20 protein-coding genes are annotated in these 20,526 nt (G+C 73.8%); 2 read left to right on the top strand and 18 right to left on the bottom strand.

The annotated features are described in order from the left end of the window. From NWP09_RS01550 to hisS, 9 genes are all read right to left on the bottom strand, one after another. Nucleotides 1-295: hypothetical protein (locus tag NWP09_RS01550; RefSeq protein ID WP_258273781.1), on the bottom strand; the 295-nt coding region annotated here is incomplete at its 3' end. Nucleotides 296-314: 19 nt separating this feature from the next. Next, nucleotides 315-1,610, bottom strand: coding sequence for a D-arabinono-1,4-lactone oxidase (locus NWP09_RS01545; RefSeq protein WP_258273785.1), 1,296 nt, complete (start codon nt 1,608-1,610; stop codon nt 315-317). 18 nt (nt 1,611-1,628) lie between these two features. Beyond that, nucleotides 1,629-2,843: an amino acid deaminase/aldolase gene (locus NWP09_RS01540; RefSeq protein ID WP_258273780.1), complete on the bottom strand. Its 1,215-nt coding sequence runs from the start codon at nt 2,841-2,843 to the stop codon at nt 1,629-1,631. Beyond that, the gene (locus tag NWP09_RS01535; protein WP_258273779.1) at nt 2,840-3,433 is read right to left on the bottom strand and encodes a TetR/AcrR family transcriptional regulator; all 594 of its coding nucleotides are present in this window, start codon (nt 3,431-3,433) and stop codon (nt 2,840-2,842) included. The genes NWP09_RS01540 and NWP09_RS01535 overlap by 4 nt, the downstream gene beginning before the upstream one ends. A gap of 97 nt (nt 3,434-3,530) precedes the next feature. Beyond that, nucleotides 3,531-4,865: an NAD(P)/FAD-dependent oxidoreductase gene (locus NWP09_RS01530; protein ID WP_258273778.1), complete on the bottom strand. Its 1,335-nt coding sequence runs from the start codon at nt 4,863-4,865 to the stop codon at nt 3,531-3,533. A 44-nt stretch (nt 4,866-4,909) separates the two neighbouring features. Continuing rightward, complete coding sequence (locus NWP09_RS01525; RefSeq protein WP_258273784.1) at nt 4,910-5,407, bottom strand: DUF501 domain-containing protein; 498 nt, start codon at nt 5,405-5,407, stop codon at nt 4,910-4,912. Nucleotides 5,408-5,475: 68 nt separating this feature from the next. Then, nucleotides 5,476-5,934, bottom strand: a complete 459-nt coding sequence (locus NWP09_RS01520; protein WP_258273777.1) for a septum formation initiator family protein — start codon at nt 5,932-5,934, stop codon at nt 5,476-5,478. A gap of 64 nt (nt 5,935-5,998) precedes the next feature. Then, entirely contained in the window at nt 5,999-7,279 is a 1,281-nt protein-coding gene (gene eno, locus NWP09_RS01515; protein WP_258273776.1) for a phosphopyruvate hydratase, read from the bottom strand. A gap of 159 nt (nt 7,280-7,438) precedes the next feature. After that, nucleotides 7,439-8,659 carry a histidine--tRNA ligase gene (hisS, locus tag NWP09_RS01510; RefSeq protein ID WP_258273775.1) on the bottom strand — a complete coding sequence of 407 codons (1,221 nt, stop codon included), beginning with the start codon at nt 8,657-8,659 and terminating at the stop codon, nt 7,439-7,441. Nucleotides 8,660-8,730: 71 nt separating this feature from the next. On the opposite strand from hisS, the gene NWP09_RS01505 reads away from it, so the two are divergent. Further along, nucleotides 8,731-9,480 (top strand): Pr6Pr family membrane protein, encoded by a 750-nt coding sequence (locus tag NWP09_RS01505; RefSeq protein WP_258273774.1) that lies wholly within the window; start codon nt 8,731-8,733, stop codon nt 9,478-9,480. On the opposite strand, the gene NWP09_RS01500 is transcribed toward NWP09_RS01505, so the two are convergent. After that, nucleotides 9,396-10,046: a TetR/AcrR family transcriptional regulator gene (locus tag NWP09_RS01500; RefSeq protein ID WP_258273773.1), complete on the bottom strand. Its 651-nt coding sequence runs from the start codon at nt 10,044-10,046 to the stop codon at nt 9,396-9,398. The two genes, NWP09_RS01505 and NWP09_RS01500, sit on opposite strands and share 85 nt — an antisense overlap. Nucleotides 10,047-10,156: 110 nt before the next feature. Between NWP09_RS01500 and NWP09_RS01495 the strand changes: the two genes are divergently transcribed. After that, nucleotides 10,157-11,101: an NAD(P)-dependent alcohol dehydrogenase gene (locus NWP09_RS01495; protein ID WP_258273772.1), complete on the top strand. Its 945-nt coding sequence runs from the start codon at nt 10,157-10,159 to the stop codon at nt 11,099-11,101. 139 nt (nt 11,102-11,240) lie between these two features. Here the strand turns inward: NWP09_RS01495 and NWP09_RS01490 are convergent, their stop codons facing one another. From NWP09_RS01490 to NWP09_RS01455, 8 genes are all read right to left on the bottom strand, one after another. After that, nucleotides 11,241-11,867, bottom strand: a complete 627-nt coding sequence (locus NWP09_RS01490) for a YabN family protein (RefSeq protein WP_258273771.1) — start codon at nt 11,865-11,867, stop codon at nt 11,241-11,243. Continuing rightward, on the bottom strand, nt 11,864-15,337 hold the full coding sequence (mfd, locus tag NWP09_RS01485; protein ID WP_258273783.1) for a transcription-repair coupling factor: 3,474 nt from the start codon (nt 15,335-15,337) through the stop codon (nt 11,864-11,866). Before mfd ends, NWP09_RS01490 begins: the two co-directional genes overlap by 4 nt. 92 nt (nt 15,338-15,429) lie before the next feature. Next, entirely contained in the window at nt 15,430-15,762 is a 333-nt protein-coding gene (locus NWP09_RS01480) for a hypothetical protein (protein ID WP_258273770.1), read from the bottom strand. A 191-nt stretch (nt 15,763-15,953) separates the two neighbouring features. Further along, complete coding sequence (pth, locus tag NWP09_RS01475) at nt 15,954-16,532, bottom strand: aminoacyl-tRNA hydrolase (protein WP_258273769.1); 579 nt, start codon at nt 16,530-16,532, stop codon at nt 15,954-15,956. 21 nt (nt 16,533-16,553) lie between these two features. Beyond that, nucleotides 16,554-17,192 (bottom strand): 50S ribosomal protein L25/general stress protein Ctc, encoded by a 639-nt coding sequence (locus NWP09_RS01470; protein WP_258273768.1) that lies wholly within the window; start codon nt 17,190-17,192, stop codon nt 16,554-16,556. A gap of 184 nt (nt 17,193-17,376) precedes the next feature. Then, complete coding sequence (locus NWP09_RS01465) at nt 17,377-18,786, bottom strand: GntP family permease (RefSeq protein WP_258273767.1); 1,410 nt, start codon at nt 18,784-18,786, stop codon at nt 17,377-17,379. A gap of 95 nt (nt 18,787-18,881) precedes the next feature. Continuing rightward, nucleotides 18,882-19,466 (bottom strand): gluconokinase, encoded by a 585-nt coding sequence (locus NWP09_RS01460; protein WP_258273766.1) that lies wholly within the window; start codon nt 19,464-19,466, stop codon nt 18,882-18,884. Beyond that, entirely contained in the window at nt 19,463-20,515 is a 1,053-nt protein-coding gene (locus NWP09_RS01455) for a zinc-binding dehydrogenase (protein WP_258273765.1), read from the bottom strand. Before NWP09_RS01455 ends, NWP09_RS01460 begins: the two co-directional genes overlap by 4 nt. Between the last annotated feature and the right edge of the window lie 11 nt (nt 20,516-20,526).

Here is a 20,526-nt window from a genome sequence, read left to right as displayed (position 1 = left end):
GCGCTCGCTGCACCGCGGCCTCGGCCTCGGCCTTCTCCCCCGGCGCCGTCGCCCGCTCGAGGCGGCCGAACGCATCCGCCGCCTGTGACCGCTGCGCCTCGCTCGCGCCTTCGAGCAGCGGCGCCGCGAGCGAGCGGCGCCGCTCGAGCGTCGCCGTCAGCGCCGCCCAGCGCTCGTCGACGCTCGCGCCCAGGCGCCGCATCGAGACCGACGCGGCCACCGTCCAGACGACCGCGATGAGCGCGAGGACGACGACGGCACCGATGACGATCCAGAGGATGGCGAGGGGGTCCATGCCCTCCACCTTAGGCGGCTCAGTCGCCGAGCACCCGGCGCGTCCAGGCGCTCGCGAGCAGCCGATCGGGGTCGAGCTCGTCGCGCGCGGCGAGGAAGGCGGCGAAGCCCGGGAGCCGCTGCGCGAGCTCGGCCGCGCGGAGCGAGTGCAGCTTGCCGAGGTGCGGCCGGCCGTCGTGCGCGAGCAGGATCGGCTCGACGAGGTCGAAGAGCGGCCGGGGGTCCTCGCGCCACCACCGGTGCGCGGCGATGTAGCCGGTCGCGCGGCCGTTCGCGGCCGAGAGGTGCGCGTCGTCGGCGCCGATCGCGCGCACCTCGAACGGGAAGGTCGGCACGAGGTCGACGCGGCGCAGCGCGCGGTCGATCTCGCGGAGCGCGTCGGGCACCGCCTCGACGGGCACGCCGTACTCGAGCTCGCGGAACCGCACGCGCCGCTCGGACACGAACGCGACGTGGCTGGACTCGACGAAGCGCCCGCGGGGCATGAGGCGCGCCGCGAGGTCGTTGAGCGCGGGAGCGGCGCGCGGCACGCCCGCCGCGACGGCGAGCAGGGCGCGGTGCGCGTGATCGGTCAGGACGCGTTCGTCGATGAAGCGCGCGACCGCGGGGCGCGGCGCGAGCGGGCCCGCGGCGTCGACGCGCGTGTTCGACTTCGTCACAGCGAGCCGCGTCGCGGCGAACCAGTAGAGCTCGAAGTGGTCGGTGCGCTCGAGGAGGCCCATCCAGTCGTCGAGCACGGAGTCGAGCCGCACGGTCGCCTCGACCGCCTCGAGCGCGAACGCCGGCACCGCCTGCACCGTCACGTCGACGAGCACGCCCAGCACGCCGAGGCCGAGCCGCACCGCGGGCAGGAGGTCGGGGCGCTCGTGCTCGCTCACCCGCAGGATCCGGCCGTCGGGCGTCACGAGCGTCGCGCCCACGACCCAGGAGCCGATCGAGCGGTGCCGGAGCCCCGTGCCGTGCGTGCCGGTCGAGATCGCGCCCGCGATGGTCTGCGCGTCGATGTCGCCGAGGCAGTCGATCGCGAGGCCGCGCTCCGCGAGCAGCGACGAGAGCTCCCGCACCGTCGTGCCCGCGCCGACCGTGGCGCGCCGAGCGGGGAGGTCGAGCTCCACGAGGCCGTGGAGCGCATCGACGTGCAGCTGCGCGTCGTCGGGCCGCGCGGCCGCAGAGAAGGAGTGCCCGCTGCCCACGGGGCGCACGGAGCCGCCGCGGGCGCGCACGCGCTCGAGCGCGAGCCGCACCTCGTCGACGGAGGCAGGGGCGTGGACCTCGCTCGGCTCAGCGCGGTACGAGCGCCCCCAGTTCCGCCACATCACCGCGCGCCTCCCGTCTCACAGCAGCTTCCTGCCCTCGCCACGATACGTGGGCACGGTCGCGACGACCTGATCGCCCGAGACGATGTGCAGCTCGTCGGTGCGCTCGCACAGCTCGCCCGCCTTCGCATGCCGCATCCACACGCGGTCGCCGAGCTCCAGCCGGTCGGCGGCGGCGCCGCGCACGGGCGTGTGGACCTCGCCGACGCCCTCCTCGCGGTCGAGCCGGAGCCCCTCGGGCCACACGGCGACGGGCTCCTTGTCGTGACCGGCAGGCCCCGACGCGACCCACCCGCCCCCGAGGAGCGTCACCCAGCCCGGGCCCGGCCGCCGCACGACGGGGAGCGCGAACGCGAGCGCCGGCGCGACGCTGAACGCGCGGTAGCCGTCGAAGAGGTGCGCACCGAAGAGCCCGCTGCCCGCGGCGATCTCGGTGACGGCCGGATCCTGCGCGGTCGTCTCGATCGAGCCGGTGCCGCCGCCGTTGACGAGCTCGAGGTCGGCGACCTGCCGGACGGCGGCGATCGCCGCGCCGCGACGCTCGCGCAGCTCGCGCACCGAGAGCCGCTGCATGAGCCGCAGCGCCGCGGGCGGCACGAGGCCGCGCGGCACCGCGTTCTGCACGCCCGACACCTGCGCCTCGTACGACATGACACCCACGAGCCGGAAGCCCGGCCGCTCGACGACAGCGCGCGCGAGCGCCTCGAGCTGCGCGGGGGTGCGCTGGGGCGAGCGTCGCACCCCTGCGTAGAGCGGCCCCAGCCGCCACGACGCGTCGAGCTCGATCGCGATGCGCAGCTCGGGATGGCCGGGCGCGACGCGGTCGATGAGCTCGAGGTGGTCGACGCTGTCGACCATGAGCGTGATGCGCTCGCGTGCCGCGTCGTCGCGCACGAGCGCACGCAGAGCCGCCCGGTCGGTCGTGGGGTAGCCGACGAGCACGTCGTCGATCGAGGCCGAGAGCCACAGCGCTTCGGGCAGCGTCGCGGCGAGCACGCCGTGCCAGCCCGGTGTCGCGAGCACGGCCTCGATCACGGCACGCGTGCGCACCGACTTCGTCGCGAGGCGCAGCGGCACGCCGCCGGCCCGCGCCACCATGTCGGCGGCGTTCCGCGCGAGCGCGTCGAGCGAGCACGCGGCGAACGGGCCGTCGAGGTGCGCGGTCGCGGCCTCCATGCGCTGCCAGTGCCCGTCGGCGCGCCACGGCTGGGCGTCGGCGAGCCGGAGCGTCATCGCTGCTCGCCGATGGCCGCCGCGAGCATCGGTGCGGCCGCCTCGATCGAGCGGCGGGATGCGTCGGAGTCGTTGGTGCGCAGCCACGCGTAGGTGATGCCGTCCGTCACGTGGAGCACGAGGCTCGCGACCTCCGAGGTCGGCATCGCGGGGTCGGTGACGCCCAGCTGCTCGCGGACGTGCTCCACGAGCTCGCTCACGCCCTCGACGTAGCGCTCCTGCACGGCCGCGGGCAGGTGGGCGAGCGCGGGCGTGCGGCGGCAGTACGCCATGATCTCCATGATCGCCAGCTCGTACTCGGGGTGCTCGAGGAACGCGTCGAACCAGCGGTGGAACGTGACCCGCACGGCGTCCTCGAGCGTGGCGCCCTCGGGCAGGGCGACTCCGGTGCTCGGCTGGATTGCGATGTAGCCGTAGGCCTCGCCGATCATCTCGTCCCGCGACGCGAACACGTAGTGGAACGTCGCGAGCGGCACGCCTGCCTCGGCTACGATGGCGCGCACGGTCGCTCCGTGGATGCCCTCGCGGGCGATCACCCGCAGCCCTGCCTCGATGAGGTCCTGGCGGCGGACGCTGGCCGGCTTCCGCATCGAGCGGCTCCCCTCGTGGACTGGGACGAGCGTCCCACTGCACACCATACGACAGCGCCGCGCCCCTTCGGGGGACGCGGCGCTCGTCGGTGCCGGGTTAGGCCTCGACCTTGGGCTTCGGGCGCGACGCGAAGGTCTCGAACGCCACGCGCGGCTGCTCGCGGTCCGAGATCTCGGCGATGTCGCGGCCGAGGAGGAACCCGCCGATCCAGTCGCCGAAGACGCGCAGCTTGCGCTCCCACGTGGGCATGGCGAAGCCGTGGTAGCCGCGGTGCGCGAGCCACGCGAGCGGGCCCGTGAACGCGATCTTGCCCTTCTGGAACGCGCCCTTCCAGAGGCCGAGGCCCGCGACCGCGCCCTGGTTGGCGTGGATGTACTCGCGCGGCGCGTCCCCGCGCAGCACGGCGACGATGTTCTTCGCGAGGAGCCGGCCCTGGCGCACCGCGTGCTGGGCGTTCGGGACGCAGAAGCCGCCGGGCCCGGGGGTGCTCGACTTGTCGGGCACGGCCGAGACGTCGCCGGCCGTCCAGGCATCGGGCACGACCTCGCCGTCGCGGGCGACCTGCATGGTCGCGAGGGCGGTGATGCGGCCGCGATCGTCGAGCGGCAGGTCGGTGAGGCGCACGACCGGGTTCGCCATGACGCCCGCGGTCCAGATGATGAGGTCGGAGCCGAAGCGCTCGCCCGTCGAGAGCTCGACGACGCCGTCGAGCGCGCTCTGCAGCTGCGTGTCGAGGTGCACGTCGACGCCGCGGCCGCGGAGGTCCTCGACGACCCGGACGGCGGTCTTCTCGGAGACCTCGGGCATGATGCGCCCCATCGCCTCGACGAGGTGGAACTGCACGTCGTCGAAGGCGATCTCGGGGAAGCGCGACAGCAGGTGGGTCGCGAGGTCGCGCAGCTCGGCGATCGTCTCGATGCCCGCGAAGCCGCCGCCCACGACGACGACCGTCAGCAGGCGGTCGCGCTCGGGTCCCTCGGGCAGCGCGGCGGCCTTCGCGAAGTTCGAGACGAGCCGGTCGCGCACGGCGATGGCCTCCTCGATCGTCTTCATGCCGATCGCCTCGTCGGCGACGCCCGGGATCGGGAAGGTGCGCGAGACGGAGCCGGCCGTCATGACCAGCACGTCGTAGTCCATCGTCGAGGGGCCGCCGACCTCGGGCTGGATCGTCGCGACCTTGTTCGCGTGATCGACGTTCGTGACCTTCGCCTGCACGACGCGCGTGCGGCTGAGGTGCCGGCGCAGCGGCACGATCGCGTGGCGCGGCTCGATCGAGCCCGCGGCGACCTCGGGCAGGAACGGCAGGTACTGCATGTACGGCCGCGGGTCGACGATCGTGATCTCCGCCTCGGACTCACCGAGCAGGCGCTCGAGCCCGCGAGCGGTGTACAGGCCGGCGTAGCCGCCTCCGACGATCAGGATCTTGTTCACGGACACACACTTCTTCCCGGTATCAGATGAGGAGTCGTCCCAGTCTAACGCGGGCTGGGAGCCGCGCCCTGCACCGCGCTGCCCCGCTGGCCCGGCGCGCACGCGCACCGCTCGGGCGACCAGTCGGCGAGCGCGAGCGTCGCGTCGCCGATCGGGTTCACCCCCGGGCCGGCCGCGAGCGAGTGCGCGAGCACCGCGTGCAGGCACTTGACGCGCGTCGGCATGCCGCCCGCGCTGATGCCCGCGATCTCGTCGACGACGCCGTGCGCCTCGCGCGCGGCGAGGTAGGCGACGTGGGCGGCCGCGTAGCGCTCGGCGACCTCGGGGTCGGCGAGCCGCTCCTGGAGCGCCGCCATCGTGCCATCGGCCTCGAGCCGCGACGCGGCGGCTGTCGCGGCCGGGTGCGTGAGGTAGTAGAAGGTCGGGAACGGCGTGCCGTCGGGCAGCCTCGGGCTCGTCACGACCACGGTCGGGGCGCCGCACGCGCAGCGGGCGCCGATGCCGAGGACGCCGCGCATGGTGCGCCCGAGCTGGAGGGCCATGATCTCGAGGTCGCGCTCGGTCGCCGGCTCGATGCCCGGCGCGCCACCGGCCCCGCCCACCGCGGCCGTCACTGCGGCTCGCCGATCTCGGCGGGCAGCCCGAAGCTCGCCGGCCCGGCGTCCGTGAGCCCCGCGATGACGAACGACGACGCGGCCGCGGCGGCCCAGTCGCCCTCGGGCTCCTCGAGCGTCGCGGACGGCACCTCGGCGGCGGCCGTCTCGAGGGTCGTGCGGTCGTCGAGCAGCACGAAGCTCGTCTCGCCCGGATAGACGAAGAAGAGCCGGTCGCGCGCCTGCGCCTCGATGTAGGCCGGGTCGTCCCAGCGCGCCTGCTGCTCCTCGAGCGACTCGACGTTCGCCTGCTGCGCCGCGACCTGCGCCTCGAGCGCGGCGATGTCGCGACGCTGCTCGAGCAGCAGCCCCACCGACGGCGCGAGCACCACGATGCCGGCGAGCACGAGCCCCACGACCACGAGCAGCAGCCACGAGACGCGCAGCTGCGGGGCGGCGGGACGGGTCGAGGGCACCCGCCGAGGATATCGGCGAGTGCCCTCGCGCGCGGTCAGCACCGCGGCCGGTCCTCGAGCGGCGTCAGCCCTCGAAGCGCGGGTAGGCGCCCGCGCCCGCGTACTCCGCCGCCTCGCCGAGGTCCTCCTCGATGCGCAGCAGCTGGTTGTACTTCGCGACGCGCTCGCTGCGGGCGGGCGCGCCCGTCTTGATCTGGCCGGCGTTGACGGCGACCGCGATGTCGGCGATCGTCGTGTCCTCCGTCTCGCCCGAGCGGTGCGACAGCACCGAGCCGTAGCCCGCCTGCGTCGCGATGCGGATGGCGTCGAAGGTCTCGGAGAGGGTGCCGATCTGGTTGACCTTGACGAGCAGCGCGTTCGCGGCGCCGCGCTCGATGCCGTCGATGAGCCGCTCGGGGTTCGTCACGAACAGGTCGTCGCCGACGAGCTGCACGCGGTCGTCGAGCCGCTCGGTGATCGCGGCCCAGCCGTCCCAGTCCTCCTCGCCCATGGGGTCCTCGATCGTGACGAGCGGGTACGCGTCGACGAGCTCGGCGAAGTAGTCGGTCATGTCGGCGCTCGAGCGCTCCTGGCCCTCGAAGCGGTACACGCCCTCGGAGTAGAACTCTGTCGCCGCGACGTCGAGCCCGAGCGCGATGTCGGTGCCGGGCGTGAAGCCGGCCTGCTCGATCGCCTGCACGAGCAGGTCGAGCGCGGTGCGGTTGCTCTGCAGCGCGGGCGCGAAGCCGCCCTCGTCGCCGAGGCCCGTCGAGAGCCCCTGCTCCTTGAGGATGCCCTTGAGCACGTGGTAGGTCTCGGCGCCCCAGCGCAGCCCCTCGCGGAACGTCTCGGCGCCGATCGGCAGGATCATGAACTCCTGGATGTCGACGCCCGTGTCAGCGTGCGCGCCGCCGTTGATGACGTTCATCATCGGCACCGGCAGGAGGAACGCGTTCGGCCCGCCGAGGTAGCGGAACAGCGGCAGGTGCGCCGAGTCGGCGGCGGCCTTCGCCACGGCGAGCGAGACGCCGAGGATCGCGTTCGCGCCGAGGTTCTTCTTGTTGCCGCTGCCGTCGAGCTCGATGAGCGTCGAGTCGATGATGCGCTGGTCGTCGGCCGAGAGGCCCTCGATGGCCTCGGCGATCTCCTCGTTGACCGCGTCGACGGCCTGCTCGACGCCCTTGCCCAGGTAGCGGCCCGCGTCGCCGTCGCGCAGCTCGTAGGCCTCGAAGGCCCCGGTGGATGCGCCGCTCGGGACCGCGGCGCGGCCCACGGAGCCGTCGGAGAGCAGCACCTCGACCTCGACGGTCGGGTTGCCGCGGGAGTCGAGGATCTCGCGTGCCTGCAGGGTGTCGATCAGTGCCACGGGTGCTCCTTGGGATCGCAGTGGATGGCCGCCCCCGAGCCTAGTGTTCGCCGCGTCCCGGCACACCGCGCGCGGTGGAGCTGAAGGTGGAGACGCGTTCGCGTCTCCACCGCGACCCCAGCGCCGAGGCACGTCCCGTGCCTCGGACCGGAGCCGGCCTCACCCGATCGGCTTCACCTCGAGCGTGGCCGCCGCGTCGCCCGGGCGCACGAACGCGAACTGCGTGGCACCGGATGCCGCGAGCTGCTCGAGCAGGCCCGTCACGTTCTTCGTGCGCCGCTGCATGCGCACCGTGTGGCCGGCGGCGACGAGGTCGCGCTTGATCGCGAGCGCCTCGGCGGGCGGGGTCTGCTTGTCGACGAGCAGCGCGATCGCCTCGCGCGCTCCCCCGGCGGGCAGCTCGACGAGGTCGACGAGCCGCTCGAAGCCGAGCGAGATGCCGACCGCCGGCATGTCCTGCCCGAGGAACCGCCCGATCATGCCGTCGTACCGGCCGCCCCCGCCGATCGAGAACGGCAGGTCGGGGTGGGCGATCTCGAAGATCGGGCCCGTGTAGTAGCCCATCCCGCGCACGAGCGTCGGGTCGAACTCGAGGCGGATGCCGACGCTCGCGTCCAGCAGGGAGCGCACGTCGTCGAGCACGGCCGCGTCGAGCCCCTCCGGCACCCGGCCGTCGCGGATCTCCTCGAGCGTCGCCATGAGCCGCTCGCCGTCGATGCCGCGCTCCGCGAGCTCGGCGACGACGCCGTCGCGGGCGATCTTGTCGAGCTTGTCGACCGTGATGAGCGCCGCGTCGCGCAGCTCCTCGGGCACGCCCGCGTGCTCGAGCGCGGCGGCGAGGATGCGGCGGTCGTTGACGCGCACGAACGCGTCCGGGATCCCGAGCCGCGTGAGCGCATCCGCCGTCGCCGCGAGCAGCTCGAGCTCGGCCACGATGCCCGGCTCGCCGGCGATGTCGATGTCGCACTGCATGAACTGGCGGAACCGCCCGCGCTGCGGGCGCTCGGCTCGCCATACCGGCGCGATCTGGATCGCGCGGAACACCGGCGGCAGCGCCGCGCGGTTCGTGGCGATGAAGCGCGCGAGCGGCACGGTCAGGTCGAACCGGAGGCCGAGGTCGGCGAGCTCGAGCGGGGCGCCCGCGCCGCGCAGGTCCTCCGCGGAGAGCCCCCGCCGCATGATCGCGAACGCGAGCTTCTCGTTGTCGCCGCCGAGCCCGGCGTGCAGCCGGTCGGCGTCCTCGACGACGGGCGTCTCGATCTCCTCGAACCCGTGGTCCTCGTAGGCGTCCCGGATGACGCGCAGCACGCGCTCGCGGCGCCGCTTCTCGACGGGCAGGAAGTCGCGCATGCCGCGCGGCGGGTGCACCTGGGTTGCCATGCCGACCATTCTCCCGCACCCGCGTGCGCGCCCTCGCGCGCCGGCGCATCCGCCGATGGCACCATGGCCGCGTGCGACGACGCTGGCCCTTCACCGACCGCGCCGTGCCCGTGGTGGCATGGCGGCTGCTCATCCTGCTGACGGCGGTGTTCGCCGAGGTGTGGAACATCGCGAACATGCTGCGCTCGGGCGAGCCGCCCACCGAGCACTTCGCGTACTTCACGGTGCAGGCGAACCTCATGGTCATCGCGCTCATGGCCTGGCTGCTGCTCGTGCCCGAGCGACGGCGGCCGCGCTGGTTCGACCACGTGCGCGGCGCCATCACCGCCTACATCGTGCTCACGGGCCTCGTGTACGCGGTGCTGCTCGCGAAGCCCGACGAGGTGTGGGCGTGGTCGATCGAGTTCACGAACGCCGCGCAGCACCGGTTCATCCCGTGGATGGTCGGGCTCGACTGGCTGCTCGTGCCGACGGCGGGGCGCATCCGCGTCGCGCGGGCGGTGTGGTGGATGTCGTACCCGGTCGCGTACCTCGTCGCGGCGTGGCTGCGCGGCGGGCTCGTCGACGGCTGGTTCCCCTACCCCTTCCTCGACCCGGGCGAGCACGGCGGCTGGGCCGGGCTCGTGTGGCCGACGGGCCAGGTGCTCATCGCGTTCGTGGTCGGGATCCTCGTCGTCGCGGCGATCGGCGCCCTCCGGCACCGGGAGTCGGCGGAGCGGTCCGCGCCCGTGCCGGTTCAGCGGCCGGCGCGGGACGCCGCGAGCCTCGACTCGAGCCCGTCGAGCACGAGCTCGAGGCCGTACGCGAACTCGTCGCCGTAGTCGTAGCCGCGGCCGACGATCGCCTGCTCGATGAGCGCGACCATGCGCGGGAAGCGGTCGGCGGGCAGCGCCATCTGCTGGGCGAGCTCGTCGACGCCGCCACCGGGCTCGAAGGGCAGGCTCTGCTCCGTGATGACGAAGCCGTAGACGTAGGCGTCGAGCACCGAGAACGCGTGCGCCGCGAGCTGCACCGGGAAGCCCCCGCGGTGGAGGCACTCGAGCACCGCCTCGAGGTGGCCGAGGAGCGTCTCGCCCGCCGCGCGCCGCGACTCGACGATCGCCGGGCCCCACGGGTGCCTCGCCATGACCGCCCGGAGCGACGCGCAGCGCGTGCGGATGCCGTCGCGCCACGGCACATCGAGCGGCGGCGGCTCGACCTGCGCCATGAGCCAGTCGCCGAGCGCGTCGAGCAGCGCCTCCTTGCTCGCGACGTGGTGGTAGAGCGACATCGCCTCGACGCCGAGCTCGCGGCCCACGCTGCGCATGCTGACGCGCGCGATCCCGTCGCGGTCGGCGACGTCGGCCGCTGCGGCGACGATCCGCTCGCGCGTGAGCCCCTTCGCCATGTCCGCCCCTCTCGCCGTGCGCGGTCGCCGCGCCCTGTCCCCTTGCGCACTTACGAGTGTAAGGATACGCTCGCCGCGAGATCGGCTTACAGGTGTAAGGAGAGCAGCGGATGCGCGCAGTCGTCGTCGAGCGGTACGGGCCGCCGGAGGTCGCGAGGGTCGTCGAGGTCGCAGACGCCTCGCCCGGGAAGGGCGAGGTCGTCGTGCGCGTGCGCGCGGCGGCCGTCACGGCAGGCGACGCGCGCGTGCGCGGGGCCGCCTTCCCCGCCGGGATGCGCTGGGGCGCTCGCCTCGCGCTCGGCATCCGCAAGCCGCGCCGAGCGATCCTCGGCATGTCGTTCTCGGGCGTCGTCGACGCGCTCGGCGAGGGCGTCACCGCGTTCGCCGTCGGCGACGAGGTGAGCGGCACCACCGGAGCCCGCTTCGGTGCGCACGCCGAGCTCGTCGCGGTCGCCGCCGAGCGGCTCGTGCCGAAGCCTGCCGGCGTCTCCCACGAGGCCGCCGCCGCGGTGCTCTTCGGCGGCCTCACCGCGCTGCACTTCCTCGACGCGGTGGGCCTCGCGGCCGGCCGGTCGGTGCTCGTCGTCGGCGCCTCGGGCGCGGTCGGCTCGAGCGCCGTGCAGCTCGCGCGGATCGCGGGCGCGCGCGTGACCGGCGTGACGAGCGGGCGCAACGCCGGGCTCGTCCGCGCGCTCGGGGCCGAGCGGGTCGTCGACTACGAGCGCGAGGACGTCACCGCCCTCGACGACCGCTTCGACGTGATCCTCGACACCGTCGGCACGCTCTCGGCGCGCACGGGGCGGCCCCTGCTGCGCGAGGGCGGCACGCTCGTGCTCATCGCCGGCGGCCTGCGCGACATGCTCAGCGCCCGCGGCGACGTCAAGACGGGCGTCGCCGGCGAGAAGCCCGAGCACATGCGGCGCCTGCTCGCGCTGCTCGACGCGCGCGAGCTCGATCCCGTGCTGCAGGAGACGATCCCGCTCGCCGAGATCGCGCGGGCCTACGAGATCGTCGACTCGCACCGCAAGATCGGCAACGTCGTCGTCGTCCCGTAGCGAGGGCTGCGCCGGAGGAGTGTCGGCCGCGTGCTCCGGAGGGCAGCGGCCGCTGCCATCGGCCGACACTCCTCGCGCATGACGGGGGTCGGCGGGGCGGGTCGGGGGGCGCGCGGGTGCTCCTCGCGGATGACCGGGGTCAGCCGGGCGGCTCGTGGGCGCGCAGGCGGTGCTCGAGGTCGCGGGTCGCGGTGCGGAGCGCCCGCTCGGCGTCGAGCCCGCGCACGGTCGCGTCGCGCACGAGCGCGAGGAGCGCGCGGCCGAGCTCGTCCTCGGTCTCGGGAGCCGGCGCATCCGCCACCGCGAGCCCCGCGCGCTCGGCGCGGCGGAGCACCTTCTGCGCGCGTGCGAGCGCGGGCAGCGATGCCGGCACCCCGTCGAGCGCGCTGCCCCGCTCGGGCTTCTCGGCGCGCTTGATCGCGTCCCAGTTCGCGACGACGTCATCGACGCCGCCGACCGCGACGTCGGCGAAGACGTGCGGGTGCCGGCGCCGGAGCTTCTCGACGAGGGCGGATGCGACGTCGTCGAGGTCGAAGCGGCCCTCGGCGCGCGCGATGTCGGCGTGGAAGACGACCTGGAGCAGCACGTCGCCGAGCTCCTCGCGCAGGTGCGCGTGGTCGCCGGCCTCGATCGCCTCGACGAGCTCGTGGGCCTCCTCGAGCGCGTAGGGCGCGAGCGAGGCGTGCGTCTGCTCCCCGTCCCACGGGCAGCCGCCCGGGCCCCGGAGCCGCGCCATGACCGTGACGAGCTCGTCGAGCGCGCTCACGATCGGCCACCCTCCGCGCCGGGCTCCGGTGCCGAGCCGGACTCCGGCTCCTTCGGCGGCGGGAAGATCGCCGTGAGGAGCGCGTCGACCCACGCGATGAGCTCGGCGTCCGGCAGCGGCTCCGCCTGCGTGCCCGCGAGCCGGCCGCCGCCCGCGGTCGGGATCGGCACGACGAGCGACTTCGCCGACGCGTTGAGCTTCGCACCCGGGTACATGCGGCGCAGTCGCAGCTGCACCGACTCGGCGAGCTCCGCGGGCGCGATGCGCAGGTTCGGCCCCACGGTGATGACCTCGGAGAGCCGGGCGCGCTGCGCCTTGCGCCGCAGGCGGGCGATCGCGACGAGCGAGGTGACCTGCGCGGGCGGCTCGCCGTAGCGGTCGCGGAGCTCCTCGAGCACGTGGTCGATCGCGGCGTCGTCGCGCGCGGAGGCGGCGGCGGAGAGCTTCTGATAGGCCTCGAGCCGCAGCCGCTCCGAGTCGACGTACTCCTCGGGGATGACCGCGTCGACCGGGAGCTCGAGCCGCAGCTCGCGCGGCCCCTCGTCCTCCTCGCCGCGGAAGACCGCGACCGCCTCCCCGACCATGCGCAGGTAGAGGTCGAAGCCGACGCCGGCGATGTGGCCCGACTGCTCGCCGCCGAGCATGTTGCCGGCGCCGCGGATCTCGAGGTCCTTGAGCGCGACCTGCATGCCTGCGCCGAGCTCGTTGTGCACCGCGATCGTCTCGAGCCGGTCGTGGGCCGTCTCGGAGAGCGGGCTCTCGGCGTCGTACAGGAAGTACGCGTACGCGCGCTCCCGCCCGCGCCCGACGCGGCCGCGCAGCTGGTGCAGCTGGCTGAGCCCGTACCGCTCGGCGCGGTCGACGATGAGGGTGTTCGCGTTCGGGATGTCGAGGCCCGTCTCGACGATCGTCGTCGAGACGAGCACGTCGTACTGCTTCTCCCAGAAGTCGACGATGACGCGCTCGAGCTGCGACTCGGCCATCTTGCCGTGCGCGACGCCGATGCGCGCCTCGGGCACGAGCTCGGCGAGCTGCGCGGCGACCCGGTTGATCGAGGAGACGCGGTTGTGCACGAAGAACACCTGCCCCTCGCGCAGCAGCTCGCGGCGGATCGCGGCGGCGACCTGCTGCTCGTTGTAGGCGCCGACGAACGTGAGCACGGGGTGCCGCGCCTCGGGCGGCGTCGCGAGGGTCGACATCTCCCGGATGCCGGTGACCGCCATCTCGAGCGTGCGCGGGATGGGGGTCGCCGACATCGAGAGCACGTCGACGTTCGCCTTGAGCGCCTTGAGCTTCTCCTTGTGCTCGACGCCGAAGCGCTGCTCCTCGTCGATGATGACGAGGCCGAGCTCCTTGAACCGGATGGCGTCCGAGAGGATGCGGTGGGTCCCGATCACGACGTCGACGGTGCCGTCGGCGAGGCCCGCGACGGTCTCGCGCACCTCCTTGTCGGTCTGGAACCGGCTGAGCGCCCGGACCTGCACGGGGAAGCCCGCGAAGCGCGCCGCGAAGGTCTCGAAGTGCTGGCGCACGAGGAGCGTCGTGGGCACGAGCACCGCGACCTGCGTGCCGTCCTGCACGGCCTTGAACGCCGCGCGCACCGCGACCTCGGTCTTGCCGTAGCCGACGTCGCCCGAGAGCAGCCGGTCCATCGGCACCGGGCGCTCCATGTCGCGCTTGACCTCGTCGATCGTCGTGAGCTGGTCGGGCGTCTCGGCGTACGGGAACGCGTCCTCGAGCTCGCGCTGCCAGGGCGTGTCCGGCCCGAACGCGCGCCCCTTCGACGCCATGCGCTTCGAGTAGAGCTGCACGAGCTCGACCGCGATCTCGCGCACGGCCTTGCGCGCCTTCGCCTTCGACTGCTGCCAGTCGCTGCCGCCCATCTTCGACAGCTGCGGCGCCTCGCCGCCGACGTAGCGGTTGAGCTGGTCGAGCTGGTCGGTGGGCACCGAGAGCCGGTCGCCGGGCTGCCCGCGCTTCGAGGGCGCGTACTCGATCACGAGGTACTCGCGCGTGGTCTTCACGGGGTTGCGGCCGCCGGTGGAGACGGTGCGCTGGGTGAGCTCGACGAAGCGGCCGACCCCGTGGGTCTCGTGCACGACGTAGTCGCCGGCCTTGAGCTGCAGCGGGTCCACGACCGAGCGGCGCCGGCCGGCGAGCTTGTGCGGCTGCCGGCTGTCGACGCCGACGGCGCGGCCGAAGAACTCCGCCTCGCTCACGAGCTCGACGCGCTCCTCGGGCAGCGAGAAGCCGTGCTCGACGGCCGCCTGGGTGACATGCACGATGCCCGGCTCGAGCTCGGCGGGGAGCGCGGCGACCTCGCGCGCCGCGACGTCGCGCTCGCCGAGCACCTGCGCCGCTCGCTCGACGAGGCCGTGGCCGGCGGCGGTGACGACGATGCGCCAGCCGTCGCGCGCGCGCTCGCGCAGGTGCTCGACGGCGCCGTCGGCACGGCCGGTGAAGCTCGGCACCGGCTCCGCCTCGATCGCGGCGACCGAGTCGTCGGCCTGGAGCGTCGAGAACGTCCACCAGGGGCCCTCGGCGTGCTCGCGCAGCTCGTCGAGGTCGAGGAAGCCGCTGCGCAGGTCGACCGGCGCCTCGCCGCCCGCGGTCGCAGCGCTCCATGCCGCCTCGAGGAACTCCTGGTTCGTGTCGTTGAGGCTCGCGACGCGGTCGCGGATGCGCTCGGGGCCGAGCACGACGATGCCCGCGCCGTGCAGGTAGTGCGTGATCGGCACCAGGCGGGGCAGCAGCGCGGGGGCGAGCGACTCCATGCCCTCGACCGGGATGCCCTCGGCGATCTTCTCGAGCATCTGCTGGATGCCGGGGAACTCGGGAGCGAGCTCGCGCGCCCGCGCGCGCACCGCATCCGTCAGCAGCATCTCGCGGCTCGCGGGCAGCACGACCCGCTCGAGGGGCGTGGGCTCGCTGCGCTGGTCGGCGACGTGGAACCAGCGCATCTGCTCGACCTCGTCGCCGAAGAGCTCGATGCGCACGGGGTGGTCGGCGGCGGGGCTGAACACGTCGACGATGCCGCCGCGCACCGCGAACTCGCCGCGGCGGGTGACCATGTCGACGCGCAGGTAGGCGAGGTCGACGAGCCGCCGGGAGAGCGCGGCGAGGTCGATGCCGCGCGCGCCCGCGACGAGCTCGACCGGCTCGATGTCGAGCAGGTTGTCGGCGACCGGCTGGAGCGCGGCGCGCACCGACGCGACGACGATCGTCGGGCGGGCGGGATCGCGCTCGGCGACCGCGCGCAGCGTCGCGCCGCGCTGGCCGACCGTCTCGGGCGACGGGCTCAAGCGCTCGTGCGGCAGCGTCTCCCACGCGGGGAGCGAGAGCACCTGCGCGCCCGGCAGCCACGCGCCCAGGTCGTCGCGCACCGCGTCGGCCTCGCGCCGGGTTGCGGTGATCACGAGCAGCGGCCGCTCGTGCCCGCTCGCGAGCGTCGCGACGACGGGCGCGCGCATCGCCTCGATGCCGCTCAGCGCACCGCCGCGCCGCGCCTCGACGACGGGGGCGAGGGCGCCGGCCTCCAGGAGTGCGAGGAGAGGCTCGAGGCTCACTGGCTCATGATGACGGCGCCCGCGCCGTCGAGCACCTGCAGGGAGTAGCCGCCCTCGGCGGCGGCGGGCGGCATGACGCCGACGAACACGGGCGGGGCGTCGGCCGGCACGTTCTCGCCGCGCGTGAGCTCGACCTGCTGGCCGTACCAGGTCATGACGGCGCGCTCAGCGCCCGCGGGCGCGATCACGAGCACGCCCTTCGCGGCATCCGGGCCCGCGACGCACAGGAGCGGCCCGGTGCCGAGGCACGAGGCGAGGAAGCGCCCCTGCGGGTCCTCGAGGATGAGGTCGGTCAGGCCCGACTCGCTGCTGCGGTCCCACCACAGCACCGAGCCGTCCGGGCTCGAGGCGGAGAGCGTGTAGCCGTTCGGGCCCTGCGCGTCCTGCTGCTTGTCGTCGCCGCTCGCGCAGCCCGCGAGGACGAGCGCGGCCGCGCACGCGGCAGCGATCGAGAGTCTGCGAATGGTCGTCTCCCTGCTGTCAGAGCTGCAGCGCCCATGCTAGCGGCGCGCCCCGAGCGTCAGGACGGGGCGTGGATGCGCTGCTGCGCCGCGAGGAAGCCGTCGGCGATGATCCGCTCGACGGCGTCCGCGCCGAGCTGCACGAGGAGCTCCGCCTCGGGCTGCTCCGACTTCGCGAACGGCTTGAGCACGAAGTCGGCGGGATCCTGTCGGCCGGGCGGGCGGCCGATGCCGAGCCGGACCCGGAGGACATCGCCGCCGCGGGCGGCGATGATGTCGCGCATCCCGTTGTGGCCGCCGTGGCCGCCGCCCTGCTTGAGCCGGATCTCGCCGAGCGGCAGGTCGAGGTCGTCGTGCAGCACGATGACGTGCTCGGCATCGACGCCGTACCAGTCCATCAGCTGTGCGACGGGGCCGCCCGAGCGGTTCATGTACGTCGTCGGGAACGCGGTGACGACCTTCGGTCCTCCGACGATGCGCGACTCGGCGACGAGCGCCGCGGCGCGGCCGTGCCGCTTGGGGGTCGCTCCGGCGCGGCGCTCGAGCTCGGCGAGCGCCATCTGCCCGATGTTGTGGCGCGTGCGCGCGTAGTCGGGCCCGGGGTTCCCGAGCCCGACCACGAGCCACGTCTGCGCCATGGAGCGGCGAAGCCGGAGCGCCTACTCGGCGGCGGCCTCGTCCGTCTCCTGCGAGGCCTCGCCGCTCGGCACGACGTCGCCCTCGGGCGCCTCGTCCTCGAGCGCGGGCGCCGCGGGCACGATGATGCCGACGACGAGCGCCTCCGGGTCGGTCAGGAGCGTCGCACCCGACGGGAGCTGCACGTCGCGCGCGAGCACGTGCGCGCCCTCCTCGAGGCCCTCGATCGAGACCGTGAGCGCGTCGGGGATGTGGAGGGCCTCGACCTCGATCGAGAGCGAGGTCTCCTCGAGGTTGTGGATGGTGCCGGCGGCCGACTCGCCCTCGAGGTGCACGGGCACGTCGACGACGACCTTCTCGCCGCGCTGCACGATGAGCAGGTCGAGGTGCTCGATCGCCTCGACGCCCTGCATGACGGGGTTGCGCTGCACGTCCTTCACGAGGGCGAGCTGCGAGGCGCCCTCGACCTGCAGGTCGAGGATCGCGTTCGAGCGGCGCACGAGCAGGAACACCTCGTGCGCGTCGAGCGCGAGGTGCTTCGGCTCGGTGCCGTGGCCGTACAGGACGGCCGGGACCTTGCCGACGGCGCGCAGCTTGCGCGCCGCGCCCTTGCCGAAGGAGGTGCGCGTCTCGGTCGCGAGCCTGTTGTCGTCGGTGCTCATGGAAGTGCTCCTTGTGGGCCGCAGCCCGTCGTGGGTCGACTCGAACGCGCCAAGCGTGAGGACTGTGCCTGCTGCTGCCACCGCGTCGATCACGGATGCGCGTGCATCCCTCGCCGAAGTTCAGCCTCCGATGCTACCGCATCGGTCGAGCGCCGGCCGAGCTCGGCCGGCGCTCGACCCTCGATCAGCCGAAGAGCCCGGCGATGAGGTAGATCGCGTAGCTCAGGATGAAGCCGATGACGGCCATGAGGCCCTGCGCCACGGTCCAGGTCTTGAGCGTCGTCTTCACGTCGAGGCCGAAGAACTTGCTCACGAGCCAGAAGCCCGAGTCGTTCACGTGGCTGAAGCCGACCGAGCCGGCCGCGGTCGCGAGCACGATCGCGGCGACCTCGACGGGGTTGAAGCCGCCGTCGACCACGACGCCCGCCATGAGCGACGCCGCGGTCGTGAGCGCGACGGTCGCCGAACCCTGCGCGATGCGCACGATGAGCGAGATGAGGAACGCGGCGACGATCACCGGCATGCCGATCGAGTTGAGCGACTCGGCGATCGCGTCGCCGATGCCGGTGACGCGCAGCACGCCGCCGAACATGCCGCCGGCGCCGGTGACGAGCACGACCGAGGCGATCGGGCCGAGCGCGCTGTCGGCGACCTTCTCGACGAGGCTGCCCGCCTTGCCCATGCCCCAGCCGAGCAGCCACATCGACACGAGCACGGTGATGAGCAGCGCGATCGGCGTCTCGCCCAGGGTGCGCAGCAGCGCGACGACGGGCTCGGCCTTGAACGCATCCGGGTCCTCGGTCGTCGACGCGTACATGTTGAGGCCGGTGTTCATCAGGATGAGGATGAGCGGCAGCACGAGCAGGAAGACGATCTTGCCGAACGAGGGGTTCGACTCCATCGCGTCGTGCTCCTCGCGGGTGCCGTCGAGGATCGAGGGCACACCGACGTCGTAGCGGCGGCCGACCCAGCCGCCGAAGAGCACGCCGACGAGGTACCAGACGGGGATCGCGACGACGAGGCCGAGCAGCAGCACGAGGCCGACGTCGGCGCCGAGGATCGCGGATGCCGACACGGGGCCCGGGTGCGGCGGCACGAAGATGTGCATCGAGCTGAATGCGAGCGCCGCGGGGAACGCGACGGTCAGGAGGGAACCGCCCAGGCGGCGCGCGACGGCGTAGATGATCGGCATCATGACGACGAGGCCGGCGTCGAAGAAGATCGGGAAGCCCATGAGCAGGCTCGCGACGCCGACGGCCATCGCGGCCCGCCGCTCGCCGAACGCGCCGATGAGCTTGTCGGTCAGCACGCGCGCGCCGCCCGAGGTCTCGATCATGCGGCCGAGCATCGCGCCGAGCGCGACGAGCAGCATGACGCTGCCGAGCGTGGGGTTGAAGCCGAACGACAGCGCCGCCATGAGCTTGTCGAAGGGGATGCCTGCCGCGAACGCGGTGAGCAGGCTCGTGATCATCAGGGCGAGGAACGCGTGGATCCTGAACGCCATGATGAGGACGAGCAGGAACGCGATGGCCGCGGCCGCGAGCAGCAGCAGCCCTCCCGTCCCGAGGTCCCAGTTGAGTACCAGATCGTCCATCGTGCGTCTCCTGTGCTGTGGTGGTTGCGAGGGTCAGGGGTGCGGGTCGCCGTTCGGCGCGGGTCCGGGGTCGGTCGCCGCTCGGCGGGGGCCGGTCAGGCTCGCGGCAGGTCGATCGTGCCCGTGATCGTCGTCGCGGGGCCCGGCTCGACGGTGCGGCCGGCCGCGCGGCCGATGAGGATGCGCGTGACCTCGTCGACGATCGCGGCGGGCGTCTGGTCGATGGAGATCGCGATGCCGTGCTCCCACTCGGCGAGCGGCTCGAGCGTGTCGACCTGGCTGTCGAGCAGCGTCGTCGGCATGTACTCGTGGTCGCGGTGCGCGAGGCGGTCGGCGATGAGGCCCTTCTCGCCCACGAGGTGCACGAAGACGAGGTCCGGCTCGCTCGAGCGCAGCAGCTCGCGGTACCACCGCTTGAGCGCCGAGCACGCGACGATCGTGATGCGCCCCTCCGCCCGGCCCGCGGCGATCGTCTCGCCGATGGTCTTGAGCCACGGCACGCGGTCCTCGTCGGTGAGGGGCGTGCCCGCGCGCATCTTCTCCTTGTTCGCGACCGGGTGGAGGTCGTCGCCGTCGATGAAGCGGATGTTGAGGCGGTCGGCGAGCGCCTGCCCGATCGTCGTCTTGCCCGAGCCCTGCACGCCCATGATCACCATCGACGGGTATCGCGTCTCGTTCATGCCCTCACTCCCTCGTGCTCGGCGAACGCCAGCAGCACCTTCGAGGATACGGACGCATCGCGAGCGAGCTCGAGCGCGGCGAGGCCCTGCTCGATGGGGAGCGCGTGGCTGATGACCGGCCCGGCGTCGAGCGAGCCGTCGGCGAGCGCCTCGAGCACCTCGTCGAGCTCGTCGTTGAACCGGAACGAGCCGACGAGCGTGAGCTCGCGCGTGATCGCGGTCGCCATCGGGACGGCGATGTCGCCGGCCCGCTGGAGCCCGAGCATGACGACGGTGCCGCCGCGCCGCGCGCCGCTGATCGCGGCGGCGAGCCCCGGCACGGTGCCCGACGACTCGACGACCACGTCGGCGTGCAGCGCGGCGATGCCCGCCGCATCCGTCGCGTCCATCGCGCGCGCCCCGAGCCGCTCGGCGAGCGCTCGCGGGTGCGGGTGCAGGTCGGTCGCGACGACCTCGGCCGCCCCGTGGTGCTTCGCGACCGCGATCGCGAGCGCGCCGATGGGGCCTGTGCCGATCACGAGCACCCGCTTGCCGCGCACGTCGCCGGCCTGGCCGAGGCCGTGCCACGCGACGGCGGCGGGCTCGGCGAGCGCCGCGAGCCGCAGGTCGAGGCCGTCGGGGATGCGCCGGAGCATGCGGGCGGGCAGCGCGACCCGGCGCGCGAACGCGCCGTCGGTGTGCGGGAGGCGAGCGGCGGAGCCGAGGTAGGTGCCCGCGGGGCTGAGGTTCGGCCGGTCGGCGGGGAACGGCGCGGACCCGTCGTCGACGGGGGTCGCGGGGTGCACGGCGACGCGCGTGCCGGTGCCCGGCCCCGTGCCGTCGGCGGCCGGGGACAGCACGGTGCCGACGATCTCGTGGCCGAGCACCATCGGCTCGCGCAGGATCGACTGCCCGGCCGCGCCGTGCAGCCAGTAGTGCAGGTCGGAGCCGCAGATGCCGCCGAAGGCGATCTCGACGACCGCCTCGTCGGCGGCCGGCTGCGGCTCGGGCAGCGCCTCGACGCGCACATCCTCCTTGGCGTGGGCGACGAGGCCCAGGTTCTCGCTCATCCGCGCTCCTC

The organism is Agrococcus sp. HG114 (assembly GCF_024723325.1).
In the GTDB taxonomy this organism is placed as follows: Bacteria; Actinomycetota; Actinomycetes; order Actinomycetales; family Microbacteriaceae; genus Agrococcus.
This window is presented reverse-complemented; position numbering and strand designations above follow the sequence as displayed.

What these genes read in the sequence shown, in the direction of transcription:
- NWP09_RS01495 (WP_258273772.1), top strand. Translation starts at nt 10,157, where the DNA reads ATGCGCGCAGTCGTCGTCGAGCGGTACGGGCCGCCGGAGGTCGCGAGG.
- NWP09_RS01465 (WP_258273767.1), bottom strand. Translation starts at nt 18,786, where the DNA reads ATGGACGATCTGGTACTCAACTGGGACCTCGGGACGGGAGGGCTGCTG.
- mfd (WP_258273783.1), bottom strand. Translation starts at nt 15,337, where the DNA reads ATGCGCGCGCCCGTCGTCGCGACGCTCGCGAGCGGGCACGAGCGGCCG.
- NWP09_RS01460 (WP_258273766.1), bottom strand. Translation starts at nt 19,466, where the DNA reads ATGAACGAGACGCGATACCCGTCGATGGTGATCATGGGCGTGCAGGGC.
- NWP09_RS01470 (WP_258273768.1), bottom strand. Translation starts at nt 17,192, where the DNA reads ATGAGCACCGACGACAACAGGCTCGCGACCGAGACGCGCACCTCCTTC.
- NWP09_RS01525 (WP_258273784.1), bottom strand. Translation starts at nt 5,407, where the DNA reads ATGGCCCTCCAGCTCGGGCGCACCATGCGCGGCGTCCTCGGCATCGGC.
- NWP09_RS01500 (WP_258273773.1), bottom strand. Translation starts at nt 10,046, where the DNA reads ATGGCGAAGGGGCTCACGCGCGAGCGGATCGTCGCCGCAGCGGCCGAC.
- NWP09_RS01545 (WP_258273785.1), bottom strand. Translation starts at nt 1,610, where the DNA reads ATGTGGCGGAACTGGGGGCGCTCGTACCGCGCTGAGCCGAGCGAGGTC.
- NWP09_RS01455 (WP_258273765.1), bottom strand. Translation starts at nt 20,515, where the DNA reads ATGAGCGAGAACCTGGGCCTCGTCGCCCACGCCAAGGAGGATGTGCGC.
- NWP09_RS01535 (WP_258273779.1), bottom strand. Translation starts at nt 3,433, where the DNA reads ATGCGGAAGCCGGCCAGCGTCCGCCGCCAGGACCTCATCGAGGCAGGG.
- NWP09_RS01540 (WP_258273780.1), bottom strand. Translation starts at nt 2,843, where the DNA reads ATGACGCTCCGGCTCGCCGACGCCCAGCCGTGGCGCGCCGACGGGCAC.
- hisS (WP_258273775.1), bottom strand. Translation starts at nt 8,659, where the DNA reads ATGGCAACCCAGGTGCACCCGCCGCGCGGCATGCGCGACTTCCTGCCC.
- pth (WP_258273769.1), bottom strand. Translation starts at nt 16,532, where the DNA reads ATGGCGCAGACGTGGCTCGTGGTCGGGCTCGGGAACCCCGGGCCCGAC.